This is a genomic window from Natronomonas halophila (assembly GCF_013391085.1).
Classification (GTDB): Archaea; Halobacteriota; Halobacteria; order Halobacteriales; family Haloarculaceae; genus Natronomonas; species Natronomonas halophila.
The window spans coordinates 2595283-2610157 of sequence record NZ_CP058334.1; the positions used below are offsets into that span (position 1 = coordinate 2595283).

The following is a 14875-nucleotide window of genomic DNA, read 5'->3' on the forward strand; positions in this document are numbered from 1 at the left end:
TTGACTGATGGCGAACACAGAAGAGGTATGTCCGATTTGGGCGATTTCGAGGATTACGAGCCCGACGACGATTCCTCGTCGAGCGGCGGCGACCCCGTCGATACTGACACCGGCGGGGACGAGGACGATTTCGAGGAAGTCGACGTTTCTCCGGCCGGTTCGGACCGCGGCATCGGGACGCTGTCGGCCTCCGAGGGCCTCATCATCAGCGAGGAGGAAGACGACACCTGCCTCCGGGCCTACGTCACCGTCGAGAATCGCTCGGCGGTCCGTATCGGGAGCTATCTCATCGCCTCCTATCCCGACGGCGAACGCCTCTTCTGTCGCATCGTCGCCCTCGAATACGCCCAGGAGTTCCGTTCGGACGACGCCACCGAGATTCACTCCCGACGGGCGATGCGGCAGGACGACATCGACGAGAACGACTACAAGTTCATGGCGTCGCTGGAACCCGTCGCCGTCCTCTACTCGGAAGGTGGCGAACTGAAACGCCGGATGACAGACCGGGTGCCGAAACCCGAAACCGTCGTCCGGCTGGCCGAGGATTCGACCGAAATCAAGACCGGCCTCAAGATTCCCGAGGAGGGCGTCTTTCTGGGCCACCTCTCGGTCGGCGGCGAGAAGGTCCGGACCGCGGCGGAACCGCCGACCATCGACTATCGACTGAAGGACGACTACGAGTCCGGCGACCCGCTGGTTTTCCGGCACACGCTGGTGGCCGGCGGCACGGGGTCGGGGAAGACCCACGGCGCGAAGAACATGCTCCGACAGTATCTGGCCGACGAGCGCCGGTATCCCATTGAGGACGGCCGTGAGGTCTCGCCCGCGGTCATCCAGTTCGACCCGCAGGACGAGTACGCCCAGATGCACGACGACAATCCCGCTATCGACGCCGACTACGAGCGCCGACTGGAGCGAGAAAACGTCGCCTACGGCGGCGTCGACGATACGAAGGCCTTCGTCCCGAAGGTCGGCGATGCAACCTACGCCGCCTCCCATCACCGCGCCGAGCAGGTCGAGTTCACGATTCCCTTCTCGATGGTCTACGACAACCCGTGGCTCATCGCGGGGTCGGCGCTCAACGACAACCAGTACGGCGCGCTGGTGAGTGTCCTCCTGCCGCGATTCAAGAAGCAACACGGGGACTCCGGCACCTACAGCCAGTTCAAATCCTTCCTCGACGACCCGGCGTTGCAGGAGGAACTCGACGAGTCCGGACGGGTCCACGAAGCCACCTTCGACGCCATCAAACGCCGGGTCTACGGCTTCGACGACGTCTTCGACCAGGAGGCCCGCCCAATCACCGACCTCGTCTCGGAGTTCGTCCGCCCCGGCGGCCTGACGACGGTGCCGACCTACCACATCAGCGACTCGCGGGCGACGACGACGGTCGTACTGGCGGTGGCATCGCTGCTCGTCGACGAGAAACTCTCGAACGACCCCGAGTTCGACCGCATCAAGGAGACGCCACTCCTCTTGGGGATGGACGAGGCGCATAACTTCCTGACTGACGCCGACAGCGTGCAGGCCAACAAGGTCATCGGCAAGTTCGCCGACGCCGCAAAGCAGGGCCGAAAGGAACGCCTCGGCCTCTTTCTCATCACGCAGGACCCACAGGACATCGCCGACCCCATCTTCAAGCAAATCAACACGACTATCGTCCTCAACCTCGGCGACGAGGACGCCATCAAAGCGGTCAACATCCCCTCCAATCTGGAGGGGAAGGTCCCCTACATGGAGAAGGGACAGATGGTTGTCTACTCGCCGGACAACTCCGAACCGGTCGAACTTATCGGCCTGCCACGGTGTCTGACCCGACACGGGCGGGACTGAACGCGCCGCGGCCGAACGTATCGTCTGACCAGCCTTTATCGGCCCGCCCCTCGCATCTATCGACCATGCGAGTGCTCGTCCCGATGGACGCATCCAAGCAGTCGTGGAAAGCCTTCGAATACGCCACCGAACAGTTCCCGGAGGCGACGCTCGTCGTGCTCCGCGTCATCGACCCCGTGCAGGCGGGCTACGGGGTCGGAATCGGCGGCGCGGGCGGCGCTGGCCAGTGGCTCGACGCCAAGAAGGAGGCTGCCGAGGAACTGTTCGAGGAAGTCCGCGAGGAAGCCGAGGCGGCCGGCGTCGATATCGAAACGCGCCGGGAAATCGGTCGCCCGGCTCGGACGATTACCGAGGTGGCGGGCGACTGCGACCAGGTGGTTATCGGGAGCCACGGCCGCGAGGGCGTCACGCGGGTCTTACTCGGAAGCGTCGCCGAGAAGGTCGTCCGGCGGTCGCCGGTGCCGGTCACCGTCGTTCGATAAAAGCGTCTGACCGTCGTTCGGTGAGTAGCATCCGCGAGGCGCGCGAAGCGCGCCGAGCGGTTCCGCCGCGCGACCGTAGGGAGGCCCGCCGTGTCTTTTTCATGAACGTTCGGAAGACGCCTCCGGCGTCTTCCGCAGCCCATCAGAAGCGCTTCGCGCTTCTGAGGACGTTTTTGCCGGTCGCCGCAGGCGACCGTGCAAAAAGGTTCTAGAAGATATTCGCCTGCTGGTAGACGGAGATGCCGTCGCTCGTGATTTCGTAGGGTTTGGTCTCCCGGGAGTGGTTGGCGTTCCGGATTTTCTGGATTTCGACGGCCAGTCGGGTCTCGCGGAACTCCGAGCGGACGTACTGGAGGACGAAGACGCCGTCGGTGAGGTATTCGATGATGCCGTGGCGGGAGGCGTAGGGATTGCTCTCGCTTGCCTCGCTTGTCAGCATCGTCGTCACGCCGGCTTCCTTCAGCGCGCGGGTGAAATCGAACACCTCCGTTCGGCGTTCGGCCTGGTTGTCGTACATCATCTCCAGCAGGGAGACCGAGTCGAGGACGAGTCGCTGGGCGTCGAAATCCTCGACCAGTCGCGGCAGGTCGCCCCGAATCGAGGTGAGGCTGTTGGCCATCTCGATGGGGTCGAGGTCGACGACGGCGAGCTCGTCGTTTTCGATGTACTCCTCGAAGGGCCAGCCTTTCTCCTCGGCGGCCTGAATGACGGCATCGCGGCTCTCCTCGAGGGTGAGATATATCGACTTCTCGCCGTTTTCGATGCCTCGCTGGAGGAACTGAAGGCCGAACGTGGTCTTCCCGGTCCCGGCCGCGCCCATGACCACAAGCAGTGATCGCTGGGGGACGCCGCCCTGAACCATCTCGTCGAGGCCTTCGATACCGAGGTCGATGCGGGGGATTTCGGATTCGAATTCCTCTTCGAACCCCTCGCTGCCGCCCTCGCCGCCTTCGAACGCGCTCTCGAAGTCGTCCTCGAACATCTCTTCGTCCTCCTCGAAGGGCTCGTCGTCACCGCTCTCGAACCAATCGTCCTCGTCGCCGCTCATGGTTGCCCTCGATCCGACTCGCGCATACTGGTGTCTACACACGCTCCGACGTTAATGTTACCCGTCTTTCGCGTTCGAACCTCGCCGCGTTCGGCCTGACCCCCGGCAGTCCCCCGGTGTCGCCGGGCTTTTAGTCGGTGGGAATCGAAGCACGCGTCGATGCACGTCGGTATCGTCGCCCAGCGGGACAACCCCCGGGCCGCCGCCCTCGCGGACGAGATTCGCCGGAACGTCGACGCGTCGGTTTCCCTCGACGTCGCAACCGCCGAGAGCCTCGACAGACCGGGTGAGTCCGTCGAAGACCTCGCGGCCTGTGACCTCGTGGTCTCCATCGGCGGCGACGGCACCTTCCTCTTTACCGCCCGCGAGGTGACGCCGACGCCCGTGATGGGCGTCAATCTGGGCGAAGTCGGCTTTCTCAACGTCGTCTCCCCCGAAGACGCCGTCGAGGAGGTCCAGCGCGAAATCGAACGACACCGCGCGGGCGATACCGACTATCAGGAACTCCCGCAGGTCCGCGCGGAGGGCGACGGCTGGCAACTCCCCGCAGCGGTCAACGAGGTGTCGATTCTCGGCCCCCAGCGCGGCCGCAACAACGGCGTCGGCACCGAAATCCGCGTCGCCGGCGACCTCTATTCAGGTGGCCGCGCCGACGGCGTCCTCGTCTCGACGCCCACCGGCTCGACGGCCTACAACCTCAGTGAGGGGGGCCCCCTTGTGACTCCCGACGTGCCTGCTTTCGTCGTCACCGAAATGTGTGCGGAGGGTGGGATGCCCTCCTTGTCGGTGCCGACCGATTCGGAACTCACCATCCGGGTCGAGGAGGCCGACCACGCCTTCGTCGTCGCGGACGGTCGAACCAAGGAGAAGGTCGAACCGCCGACGAACGTCCGCATCCGCCGGGCGGAAAACCGGGTTCGGATTGCGGGGCCGCCGCTGGATTTCTTCGCCGCGCTCGGCAAACTGGAGTAGTCGGTCGAGTATTCACTGTTTCATTTATAAATAGTCAATCGGCCGGGAGGATGGGTCGGCCGCATGGCCGACCATCCGACCCGGGGAAGGGCAGGTGCGGTACGGTCCCTGGTGTCCTCGTGAGCGACCGAAGGGAGGGAACGAGGGCTCGGAAGACGAGCGAAGCGAGTCTTCCGGTGGACTGAAAGGGCGAGGCGCGCGAGACGCGAACGGAGTGAGCGTCTCGGTACGGCCGAACGGCGAACGAAGTGAGCCGTGAGGTCGCTGGCGTTTATCTAGTTGCTAAGCGGGCACTATCCGAGCGACCAGCGGGAGCGAGGATATCCCGCTTAGCAACCGCCAGCGCGCCGAGGGCTTTCCGGCCGTTGTCGGTCTGGTGGTCGTCAAACCCGACTTATAAACAAAATACGGGTTACTCTACTCGAAACCACAGACAAACTACCTTGAATTCATCTAGCTGCCCCTTTCGAAACGCCTAACGGCCGCCACACCGTTTAAATATGTAATGAGTAAGCAGCTGCCGGACGTACAGGCGTCGAGTCCCGACGTGAGCGTGGGACTCAACCGGGTCGGGGTAACGGGCGTCGAGAAGCTCGTGAAGCTCCACCGAGAGGACCAGCGCCCCATCGTGCTGATGGCGGAGTTCGACGTCTTCGTGGACCTGCCGAGTTGGCGGAAGGGCGCGGACATGAGCCGGAACATGGAAGTCGTCGACGAGATGCTCGAAGAGGCGGTCTCCGAGCCCGCGCTTCGGGTCGAGGACATCTGCGGCGATGTTGCCGAGCGCCTGCTGGAGAAACACGAGTACACGACGCAGGCGGAGGTTCGCATGGAAGCCGAGTATATGATTCGCGACGAGACGCCGGCCTCGAACCTGCAGACGCAGGCGACGGCCGATATCATCGCCTCCGCGACCGCGAGCGACGAGGGGACCCGTGAGGAAATCGGCTGTCACGTCGTCGGGATGACCGTCTGTCCGTGTTCGCAGGGGATGAGCGAATCGCGGGCCCGAGACGTACTGCAGGACCTCAACGTCGAACGGGAGACCATCGACGAGTTCCTCGAAGAGGTACCACAGCCGGGCCACTCCCAGCGCGGCCATGCGACGCTGACCGTCGAGACGTCGGGCGACCCGAGCGTGGACCTGCGGGAACTCATCGATATCGCGCGGGATTCGATGAGCGCGCGCATCTACAACCTCGCGAAGCGGCCCGACGAGGACCACATGACCTACGAGTCACATGCGGACGCGAAGTTCGTCGAGGACTGCGTGCGCGCGATGGCCGAGGGGGTCGTCGAGTCGTATCCGAACCTCTCGGACGATGCAATCGTCTACATGGAACAATCCAACGACGAGTCGATTCATCAGCACAACGCCCACGCCGAACGCGCCGCGGAGTTCGGGCAACTGAAGCAGGAAGTAACCGAGGACTAGTCGGCCCGCGGGAGGCGGATGGCGACCCGGTTGCCGCCCTCGTCCGTCGGTTCGAACTTCAGGGAGCCATCCGAGAGGTCGACGATCCAGTAGACGAGCCAGAGGCCGAGGCCGGTGCCGTGGAACATATCGGAGAGTTCCGCGGTACCGAGCAGCGGTTCGAACTCGTAGTCGGGGATTTCTGGGCAGTTGTCGGTGATGACGATTTCGACGTCGCGGCCGACGTTTCGGAGTCGGACGGATATTTCGGCCGTCGTTTCGGCGTGTTTCGCGGCGTTTTCCAGGAGTTCGTAGAGCGCGCGCTGCATCTCCGGGAGCGCGACGGCGACCGCGGTTTCGGGTAACGCCACGTCGATGTCGGCGTCCGGGAACGCCGAGCGCACCGCGTCGACGGCGTCCCGAAGGAGGGCCGTTACGTCGACGCGTTCGGGGGACTCGATGTCGACGATGATGTCGACGATTTCCCGCTCCTTTTCGGCGGTCGCAAGGAGGTTCGTGCCGGTTTCGAGTATCGTCTCCATGTTCTCGGCGATGGTCGGGGAGCCGTTCTCGCGTGCGAGTTCCGCGTGACCGATGATGACGTTCATGTCGTTCCGGAGGTTGTGTCGCAGGAGGTTGTCCATCACCCGGAGTTGGCGCTCGCGGCGCCGGCGGTCGGTGATGTCCCGGGAGAAGCCGACGACGCGGGTCACCTCGCCGTCCTCGACGATGGGTTGGCCCTTGGCCCACACCCACCGCTGGTAGTTCCGGTCCGGATTGACCCGATATTCCATGTCGAACGTCTCGCCGGCCGACAGTCGGGCCATGCTCTCTACGACGCCTTCGCGGTCGTTCGGGTGGATGGCATCCAGAAAGCTCCGTGGGTCGTCCGCGACTGCTTCGGTCGAGAGGCCGTAGACCTCCTCGTAGGCCTCGTTGACGAAGAGCAGTTCCTCCCAGTCGGCGCTGAACATCCAGAGGACGTCCTTGGCGTTGGCCGCGAGGTCCTCGAGGCGTCGCTCGGTCTCCCGGTGGGCGGCCTCCGCTTGCTTCCGGTCGGTGATGTCCCGCGAACTGACGACGTAGCCGTCGAGGGTGGTGTCCTTCCGGTTCAGCATCCGGCTTTCGAGCCAGACCCACGAGCCGTCCTTGGAGCGATGCCGGTATTCGATGGTGTCGGTCATGTCCTCGTCGGCGGTGAGGAGTCGCTCGAAGGTGGCGTGGACGTCCTGCCAGTCCTCGGGGTGGATGTATTCGAAGGTGTTCCGGCCGACGAACTCGTCGGGGGTGTATCCGAGCACTCGCTCGACTGCGGCGTTCGCGTATCTGTAGGTCCCCTCGGAATCGATGACGACGATTTTGTCCTGCGCGAGGTCAAGGAGCGTGGCCAATCGCTCGGCGTCTTCCATGGGGGGTGAATCCCTATTTCACGACGGAGCGTTATTGCGCTTGTGGCTGATTTTCACACAGTCGGACGCTGCGGGCAGACGAATCGGAATGTACTCGCTGGTGGGCAAGGAGAACGTCCCACGAAAGGAACCCGGCGCGTCAGAAGGAGAGTTTCTGGGCCTTCTCCCAGCGGGGTTCGAACTCGGTGCGGACGTTGCCCGCGAACTCGCGGTCCTTGAGGTCTATCATGGCGAAGACCTCCTGACTTTTGAGCGGGTGGGGTACCTCGATGACGACCTCGTTGCGGTCGATGAGCGTGAACGTCCCGGAGACGTTCTCGCTGGTGCGAACCGAGAAGTCGTCGTGTTCGGTCAGCGAGGCCCGGTAGCGTTCGCCGATGGATTCCGGCAGGATGGGCACGAGGTCGGGTCGCATCAACAACTGGACCTCGACGCCGCGTTCGAGCGCGTCGCTCAACTCGTCGAGGATGAGCGTGCCGACCGTATCGATATCGAAGAACTGCTCGGTGTAGGTCGACAGCACCATCACCACGCGGGAATCGGCGGCCGAGAGGCGCTCGACCAGCAGGTCGACGGTCTCCTCGGGGCCGACAGAAGCGGTCCAGAACGTCTCCTCGACGGGTTCGGCGGTTTCGAGTTCGCCGGTCAGTTCGTCGACGATGTCCTCGTACTGGTTGGCCTTCTCGTCGAGTTCCTGCTTTTTGTCCTCCAGCAGGCGGTCCAGCGCCGTGGTCGGTTCGACGGCGACGTACTTCTTGGGCCGGGAGGCGGATTGGGAACGGATGAGGTTGTACTGTTCGATGCTGTTGAGCACGTCGTAGATGCGACCCATGGGGACGTCGCTCACACGCGACAACTCCTTGGCCGTTGTGGGGCCGGTCTTTAAAAGTGCTCGATACGCGCGAGCCTCGTACTCCGAAAGGCCGAGATCTCTGAGGCTTGCCATTATCGTGGCTCTCTCGCCCGGGGGATATAAACACACCGGGGGTTTTCCAATCGTGGAGTTGTTGATTCGCGAGGCGTATCGGAGAAAGGGGTCGGCCTCAGGGTGCGGGGCCGTCGCCGGCCCGGTCGAGCAATTGGTCGGGGGTTTCGGCAGGGCTGGACTCCTCGCCGGCCCGGACGACGACTGCGTCCTCGCGGTCCTCGGGGACGACGACCTTCTCGTGGTCGGCGATGCGGAGCGCGGCCCGATGGAGGTCCGTGCCCGCGGGCGGCGTCCGGACGACGAGCGGGTCGTAGTGGGCGCGAGCGCAGGCGGCGGCGTAGCCCGCGACCTCGACGCCCATGCGGTCGTAGGCGCCCGCGAAGGACGCCAGTGCCGCCGTGGCGGTCTCCATGTATCGGTCCTCGCCGGTCAGGGCCCACAGGTCGATGAGCGCATCGGCCATCTCGGCGTTCGTCTCCAGCGGCCGCAGCGGCCGGTCCAGCAGGCCGGAACCGGTCGGCTCGCCGTCGAGGAAGGAATCGTCGGCGGCGACGAGGCGGTCGATGGCGTCCGCGGCGATTTCCTCGGCCGGTTCGAGCCAGCCGTCGGGGCCGGTCACCTGCGCGGCGGTGGTCAGGCCGCCGAGCAGGCGGGCGTGGTCCGCCAGCAGCCCCGTCTCGCTGTCCTCGCCGTCGAAGTGGGCGACGCGGCCGTCCTCGACGTGTGTTTCGAGGACGTGTTCGAGCGCGCGTTCGGCGTAGCGGGTCGCGCCGTCGTGGTCGGTGACGGCGGCGAAGGACAGCAGGGCCTCGGCGGCCATGCCGTTGCGGTCCGCGAAGACCGTCCCGTCGACGTGCGGGGGTTCGGCGTCCTCGCGGTCCGAGGGGTTCATCGTGTAGTAGTCGTCGTCAGCCGCCTGACTGCCGGCGAAGGCCTCGCCCGTCCACAGGTTCGTCGTCAGGTAGTCGACGGCCCGCTCGGCGGTGCCCTCGTAGGCGTCCTCGCCGGTATACAGGTAGCCGTTGGCGAAGGCGCGCACGAGCGCGGCGTTCTCGTCGGCCAGTTTCTCGCGGTGGGGTTCGCCCCAACTTCGGCTCTCGGCGAACCGATAGAAGCCGCCGTCGTAGGTGTCGTGTAGGTGGGTCCGCACCGCCTCCAGCGTCCGGGTCGCTCGGTCGCGGTCCCGCTTGAGGGCGAACTCGATGGTTCGCGGGAGGGGGAACTTCCCGCCGCTGCCCCAGCCGCCGTACTCCTCGTCGAAGGAGGCCGCGACCTGTTCGACCATGTGGGCTTCGATGTCGGCGGTCACCTCGCCGCTCGGCGGGTTGCTGTCCGAGAGGTTCCGCGGAATACTCCCCGCCGCGGTCCCCTTGGCGTTCCACGACTCGCGGACGCTATCGAGGACGCCGCGAATCGTATCCGGACCCAGGTAGGTCGCGCCGGTCAGTACCTCGCCGTCCGGCGTCAGGAAGACGGTCGTCGGGAAGCCGCCCATGTTGTAGCGTTCGCGGACGCGGGGGTTGCGGTCGACGTCCACGCGGACGGGGACGAAACTCTCGCCGATGTTGGCGGCGAGTTTCGGGTCCGAATACGTCTCCTCGTCCATCTGCTCACACCAGTCACACCACGGCGCGGTCAGGCAGGCCAGTACGGGCTTTCCGGCCCGGTCAGCGACGTCGAAGGCCTCCTGGCCCCACGGCCGCCAGTCGACAAGCGTCCCGTCTCGGAAGGTCATACACCACCTTTCGTGAGCGGGGACGAAAGGGCTTCGAAGCCCCTGTCGACTTATTAACCCTCGGTCATCTTCGGAGATGGAATTTAGTCCGATGCTGGTCGACCCTCGAATATGATATCCCCTCACTTTCGAACGCGGGCTGTGCTCGTCGTCGGCCTCGTGGCCGTCTGTCTTCTCGCTGCTGCCGGTCTCGCACTCGCGGACGACCATACGCGCGAGACGGCACCCTACTACGAGCACGGCAACGAGAGCGCGAACGCCACCGTCGTCTTCCTCGACCAAGAGGACCACTACCCCGGGGCCGAGGAGGGAAGCGTTCGGTATACGGTCCGTGGTGACGAGGCCTTTGCCGATGTCGGTGCCTCCGATGGTTTCAACGCCAGTTGGTTCATCGTCGACGCGCCGTTCGTCGACCACAGCGGTTGCGATATCGAGAACGTCGATACGTTCGGCGTCGACAGGGACGCCGACGGTACCGTCGAGGAAGACCTCATCGAGGCCTCTGTGGGAACAACATTCGAAGACGGTCGAATCACCGTCCGATTCTACGAGGAAAGCGACTTCGGCGGCGACCCCGTCCACATCTACCCCGGGGACCGCATCATTCTCGAAATCGGCGACGAGTCGGCGGGCGGTCCCTGCACCCGGACGACCGAGGAGATGGGCTGGTATACTGCCGACCTCTTCCTGAACGGGTCGGCGTCAGCCGGCGACGGTGCCCAGTATGGCTTCACCGTCGAATCCAACGAAACCTACGTCTGCGAGTGCGACAGCCGCGAGGAAGCCGAGGAGGAACTCGGTCCGGACCCGGCGCCATCCACGGCGACGCCGACGGCCGCAACGGAAACGGCGACACCGACCAAAACCGCGACGCCGACGCCAACTGAAACGCCGACCGACACCCCTACCGTGACCGATACTGCGACACCGCCGGAGAAGAACCTCACCGCGGACCTCACGATTACGCCGCTCGGTGAGATAGAAACGGCAAACGGTACTGACAACCCTATCGGCGCGGCTGGGGCCGACCCTACTCCCGAATCACCGACGCCCGAGGACGGCGTCGGCTTCGGCGGTTTCGCTGCTGTCGTGTCGCTACTGGCGAGCGTCGTTCTGTGGCACCAGCGCCGGTAGAACGTCTGTGCGAACGAGCGCGCACACCTGCCGCTCTCGGTTCGGTGCTTTCAGGTATGGAATAGCGGTCGCTCTTCGGTTTTAGAGCGACGGTTTAGGTCAGACAGCGGCAACTCACGTGGAAACCACGTAAATTGAAAGGTGGCTGTCCAACCGTGCCGTCTGTCTTCTACTCTCTGCTACCGCTACAAAACCCCTCCGGTACCAATCGGGTGCGTGTTAGGGTCGACTCATATTCTCACCGCGGTTTTGCCGAGGGTCGACTCAGGCGACCCCCGTGTAAAAAGTGGGCGTTAGTCCTTGCCCAGCACGAGGATGCGCAGGATGTCCCCGTAGGCGGGCCGCGTAATCAGGACGCCGATGAGGACGCCGATGATGGTGATGATGGCGAAGCCCTGCAGGTCACCCAGCGAGAGGACCGCCAGCGGCGACATGGCGATGATGGTCGTCGCCGCCGCGGCCCCGATGACCCAGAAGGCCTTCTTGAAGCGGGACTCGAAGACTTTGGAGGTCTTTACCTCCCCCTGTTGCATGATTTCGTCCGCGATTATCACGAGGTCGTCGACCCCTGTCCCGATGACCGCGATGAAGCCGGCGATGTGCGAGAGGTCCAACGAGAGGCCGACCACCGCGGAGAACCCGAGCAGGATGTAGACCTCCGCGGCCGCCGTCAGTAGCATCGGCGCCGCGACTTCCGGCTTGCGGTACCGGAGGAAGACGACGAACGCGACCGCGAGGATGGCAGCGAAGCCGGTCGCAAGCGAGAGCGGCTTGAACTGCTGGGCGAGACTCGGCTGGAGGTAGAACGACGTCCCGCGGTTGTCGATGTCCAGCGTCGTCCGCAGCGCGCCCTCACGCATGTTAATTTCGAGTTCGCGGGCTTCCTCCAGCGAGGAGGCGGTCGTCCGGTAGCGGGGGTTTTCGGCCCACGACCCGGAGCGGAACGAACTCGCGAGCCCCTCGTCGACGCCCGCCGCGAAGACGACTTCGCCGTCCAGCGTCGTCAGCAGACAGCGGTCGCCCTGTAGTTCGGGCTTGTTCTCTTCGAGGGACCTGTTGAGGTCGTAGTTCCGACAGTGGGTGCCGCCCTGTCGGTCGAAGCCGAACTCCTGCATCGAATCCTGGAACGCGGGGGCGGCGCCTTCCGAGACCCGAAGCGGGACGTAGGGCGTTCCGCTCTGGTCCTGCTGTGCGGTCCCGATTTCGGCGAAGTCGCTCTGGTCGAGCAGCGAGACGGCGCGGTAGGAGCCGTTCTCGGGATACAGCGCGACGACTTCCACCTGGCCCCGGTCACCGATGATGTCGATGACCTGCGTTCGGTTGGCGCCGGGCACGCGGACGAGCATGAACTGCTGGCCGGGCGAGGAGACCTGCGTCGCCTGCCCGCCGCTGAGGCCCTGCCCGCTGAGGCGGCTGTTGAGGACCTCCTCGACGCCGTTTCGGGTGTCGCCGGTGACGCCCATCCGAACGTTCTCCTCGGTCACGTCGAGGCCGGCTTCCTGCAGTGCGGCCGCGAACTCGGCTTGGGTGATGTTGCCCTCGTAGCGGTCCTTGAACAGTTCGATGGTGTTGCTGTCGGCGCTGGCACGCACGTCACCCGCGCTGACGTTGAGTTCCTGTTGGACGGTTCGCTCGATGGCCTGTTCCTCGTCGCGGGTAATCTCCTCGGAGGCTGTCATCCCGACGAGGGGGGCACGCACCTGCGTCCCGCCGGAGAGTTCGAGGCCGTATTGCAGGTTGGTGTATTCCGAAGAGGACGCCTGTGCGGTCCCGTTGTCCACGTCGTCGCCGCCACCGAGGAGTTCCCCGAACGGGAAGAGCGCGACGGTGCTCACGACGACGAACAGCGCGAGCAGCCAGATCCGCCAGTGTTTCTTGATATGCAGTTTCATTGCGCGATCGCCTCGTATTTGTAGTAGCGAAGCAGGCTCACGTTGAGCAGGTAGGTGTTCATCAGGTCGGCCAGCAGGCCGAAGGCGAGGACGAGTCCGACCTCGGGCAGCAGCGGAATCCCGAACAGACCCGCAACGATGGTCATCACGACCATCGCGGCGATGGAGGTGACCGTCATCGTCACACCGGTCCGCATCGCCCGGGCGGTCGAGGTGTAGAAGTCACCGTGCCGCCGGAGCACGTGGTTGTTCAACAGCAGGTCCGAGTCCACGCTGTAACCGATAAGCATCAGCAGCGCGGCGACGGTCCCGAGCGTCAACTCGATGTTGAACAGTCGCATCAGCGCCAGCGGAATCATGATGTCGGAGAACGCCGACGCCACGACGGCGATGGAGGGGACGAACGTCCGGAACATGAGGAAGACGAGCGCGGCCATCCCGGCGAAGGCGATAGCGAGGCCGAAGATGGCTTGCGTCTGGGAATCGGAGGCGAAACTCGCGCTCCGTTCGCCCTGCTGTTGGACGTCGTAGCCGGCGTCTTCGGCCTGTGTCACAAGGTTTCCGAGGCTCTCGTAGTTCTGTGACTGGAACTCGACGATGTAGGTGTTGCTGGTCGGCGAGCCGACCTGTGTGACGCCTTCGACCGGTTGGTCGAACTGCGATTCGATCTCCGCGGGCGAGTCGTTCGTTCCGTTCGTGTGAATCTGTATCTCCGCACCGCCGGTGAACTCCATGCCGAGTTCGACCGGCGTCCCCGTCATGACCGTCGCGACGGCGAGAATCACCAGCGCGGCCGCCAGTAGTCCGAGCGGTACCGCGACCAACTGGCGGTTGGTGTAGTCGGAATAGTCGACTCTCGGTACCGACAAGTCCATGAATTGCGGTGTGAGTGCCCCGCGAATAAGGGTTATCGTTCGTGCGTCGAAAGGGGCGGCCGCGAAACGGCCCCTGACGGCCGATTTCACCGTGTGTCGGTCTCACACGACTGGGGCGAATTTATGAACCGGGCCGCGGGTGCGGTTGACGTGTTTATTTATAAGTAGAGCGTCCCGAGAGCGCTTCGCCGACCGGCCGGGAAAATCCGTTCAGAAAGCCGGTCGAATTCTCCGAACACGTTCACCGAACGCTTGAAAAGCAATCACTCCCCATACCCGCCAAATGGGAACGCCGACGCTGGAACGCATCATCGTCTATCCGGTCAAGTCGCTTGACCCACACGACACGCTCGAACGGGTCGAAATCCGGCCGGACGGGGGCCTCACCTACGACCGACGGTTCGCGATGGTCGACGCCGACGGCGAGTATATCAACGGCAAGAACGACCAGCGGGTCCACGCACTCCGGTCGTGGTTCGACCCGAAGGCCGGCCGGTTGACGCTCCGGCCGAACGACGGCGACCCGACGGCCTTCGACGTCGAGAACCACGAGGCCATCGAGGCGTGGTTGACCGACTACTTCGAGGAACCGGTCGAACTGAAACACGCCGAACGGAGCGGCTTCCCGGACGACACGCTCGCCTCGGGGCCGACGATTATCTCGCGGGCGACGCTGGAGGAAGTCGCGGGATGGTTCGACGGTATCGACGCCGACGAGATGGAGCGACGACTCCGACCCAACCTCATCATCAGCGGTGTCGAAGCGTTCTGGGAGGACCGCCTATATAAAAGCAAGGAGACGGCCGTCGGCTTCCGAATCGGCGACTGCGAGTTGGTCGGTTCGAACCCCTGTCAGCGCTGTGTCGTGCCGAGTCGCGACCCGGAGACGGGCGAGGAAACCGAGGGGTTCCGAGAGACGTTCATGCAGAAGCGCGAGGCGACGCTTCCCGAGTGGGCTTCGGAGGCGTGGTTCGACCACTACTACCGACTGATGGTCAACACGTTCGTCCCCGAGGGAACCATCGGTACGGAACTGCGCGTGGGTGACGAACTCGAGATACTGGACGAACGGCCGTATCCAGCCTGAAACCGGCACGTCTAGTTTCGGCGAACGTTCTTCTCGTTCGGACGGTTTTCTATCACTTAAGTTTAT

General features: G+C 64.3%; 12 protein-coding genes. 6 read left to right on the forward strand and 6 right to left on the reverse strand.

Features of this window, described 5'->3' with window-relative positions; genetic code table 11:
• Positions 1-27: 27 nt before the first annotated feature.
• Both HWV23_RS13830 and HWV23_RS13835 read left to right on the forward strand, forming a co-directional pair.
• Entirely contained in the window at positions 28-1833 is a 1806-nt protein-coding gene (locus HWV23_RS13830) for an ATP-binding protein (RefSeq protein WP_178290980.1), read from the forward strand.
• Between the two features lie 65 nt (positions 1834-1898).
• Complete coding sequence (locus HWV23_RS13835) at positions 1899-2315, forward strand: universal stress protein (protein ID WP_178290981.1); 417 nt, start codon at positions 1899-1901, stop codon at positions 2313-2315.
• Positions 2316-2523: 208 nt separating this feature from the next.
• Here the strand turns inward: HWV23_RS13835 and HWV23_RS13840 are convergent, their stop codons facing one another.
• Positions 2524-3363 (reverse strand): KaiC domain-containing protein, encoded by an 840-nt coding sequence (locus tag HWV23_RS13840; protein WP_178290982.1) that lies wholly within the window; start codon positions 3361-3363, stop codon positions 2524-2526.
• A 159-nt stretch (positions 3364-3522) separates the two neighbouring features.
• On the opposite strand from HWV23_RS13840, the gene HWV23_RS13845 reads away from it, so the two are divergent.
• Together HWV23_RS13845 and mptA are read left to right on the forward strand one after the other, a co-directional pair.
• Complete coding sequence (locus HWV23_RS13845) at positions 3523-4335, forward strand: NAD(+)/NADH kinase (RefSeq protein WP_178290983.1); 813 nt, start codon at positions 3523-3525, stop codon at positions 4333-4335.
• 505 nt (positions 4336-4840) lie between these two features.
• The gene (gene mptA, locus HWV23_RS13850) at positions 4841-5770 is read left to right on the forward strand and encodes a GTP cyclohydrolase MptA (RefSeq protein ID WP_178290984.1); all 930 of its coding nucleotides are present in this window, start codon (positions 4841-4843) and stop codon (positions 5768-5770) included.
• Here mptA and HWV23_RS13855 read toward each other — a convergent pair.
• The 3 genes from HWV23_RS13855 to HWV23_RS13865 all read right to left on the reverse strand — a co-directional run bounded on the left by HWV23_RS13855 (position 5767) and on the right by HWV23_RS13865 (position 9821).
• On the reverse strand, positions 5767-7158 hold the full coding sequence (locus tag HWV23_RS13855; RefSeq protein WP_178290985.1) for a PAS domain S-box protein: 1392 nt from the start codon (positions 7156-7158) through the stop codon (positions 5767-5769). The two genes, mptA and HWV23_RS13855, sit on opposite strands and share 4 nt — an antisense overlap.
• 139 nt (positions 7159-7297) lie before the next feature.
• The gene (locus HWV23_RS13860; protein WP_178290986.1) at positions 7298-8104 is read right to left on the reverse strand and encodes a TrmB family transcriptional regulator; all 807 of its coding nucleotides are present in this window, start codon (positions 8102-8104) and stop codon (positions 7298-7300) included.
• A 97-nt stretch (positions 8105-8201) separates the two neighbouring features.
• A complete protein-coding gene (locus tag HWV23_RS13865; protein WP_178290987.1) occupies positions 8202-9821 on the reverse strand; it encodes a DUF255 domain-containing protein in 1620 nt (539 codons plus the stop codon).
• 111 nt (positions 9822-9932) lie between these two features.
• On the opposite strand from HWV23_RS13865, the gene HWV23_RS13870 reads away from it, so the two are divergent.
• Positions 9933-10955: a hypothetical protein gene (locus HWV23_RS13870; protein WP_178290988.1), complete on the forward strand. Its 1023-nt coding sequence runs from the start codon at positions 9933-9935 to the stop codon at positions 10953-10955.
• Positions 10956-11248: 293 nt separating this feature from the next.
• Here HWV23_RS13870 and HWV23_RS13875 read toward each other — a convergent pair whose 3' ends face one another.
• Entirely contained in the window at positions 11249-12847 is a 1599-nt protein-coding gene (locus HWV23_RS13875; protein WP_178290989.1) for a preprotein translocase subunit SecD, read from the reverse strand.
• Positions 12844-13722 carry a protein translocase subunit SecF gene (gene secF / locus HWV23_RS13880; RefSeq protein WP_178290990.1) on the reverse strand — a complete coding sequence of 293 codons (879 nt, stop codon included), beginning with the start codon at positions 13720-13722 and terminating at the stop codon, positions 12844-12846. Before secF ends, HWV23_RS13875 begins: the two co-directional genes overlap by 4 nt.
• A gap of 283 nt (positions 13723-14005) precedes the next feature.
• Here secF and HWV23_RS13885 point away from each other — a divergent pair, with 283 nt between their 5' ends.
• Positions 14006-14809 carry an MOSC domain-containing protein gene (locus HWV23_RS13885; protein ID WP_178290991.1) on the forward strand — a complete coding sequence of 268 codons (804 nt, stop codon included), beginning with the start codon at positions 14006-14008 and terminating at the stop codon, positions 14807-14809.
• The last annotated feature ends 66 nt before the right edge of the window (positions 14810-14875 follow it).

Coding starts and splice junctions, on each gene's coding strand:
- HWV23_RS13830 (WP_178290980.1), top strand. CDS start 28: ATGTCCGATTTGGGCGATTTCGAGGATTACGAGCCCGACGACGATTCC.
- HWV23_RS13835 (WP_178290981.1), top strand. CDS start 1,899: ATGCGAGTGCTCGTCCCGATGGACGCATCCAAGCAGTCGTGGAAAGCC.
- HWV23_RS13840 (WP_178290982.1), bottom strand. CDS start 3,363: ATGAGCGGCGACGAGGACGATTGGTTCGAGAGCGGTGACGACGAGCCC.
- HWV23_RS13845 (WP_178290983.1), top strand. CDS start 3,523: ATGCACGTCGGTATCGTCGCCCAGCGGGACAACCCCCGGGCCGCCGCC.
- mptA (WP_178290984.1), top strand. CDS start 4,841: ATGAGTAAGCAGCTGCCGGACGTACAGGCGTCGAGTCCCGACGTGAGC.
- HWV23_RS13855 (WP_178290985.1), bottom strand. CDS start 7,158: ATGGAAGACGCCGAGCGATTGGCCACGCTCCTTGACCTCGCGCAGGAC.
- HWV23_RS13860 (WP_178290986.1), bottom strand. CDS start 8,104: ATGGCAAGCCTCAGAGATCTCGGCCTTTCGGAGTACGAGGCTCGCGCG.
- HWV23_RS13865 (WP_178290987.1), bottom strand. CDS start 9,821: ATGACCTTCCGAGACGGGACGCTTGTCGACTGGCGGCCGTGGGGCCAG.
- HWV23_RS13870 (WP_178290988.1), top strand. CDS start 9,933: ATGATATCCCCTCACTTTCGAACGCGGGCTGTGCTCGTCGTCGGCCTC.
- HWV23_RS13875 (WP_178290989.1), bottom strand. CDS start 12,847: ATGAAACTGCATATCAAGAAACACTGGCGGATCTGGCTGCTCGCGCTG.
- secF (WP_178290990.1), bottom strand. CDS start 13,722: ATGGACTTGTCGGTACCGAGAGTCGACTATTCCGACTACACCAACCGC.
- HWV23_RS13885 (WP_178290991.1), top strand. CDS start 14,006: ATGGGAACGCCGACGCTGGAACGCATCATCGTCTATCCGGTCAAGTCG.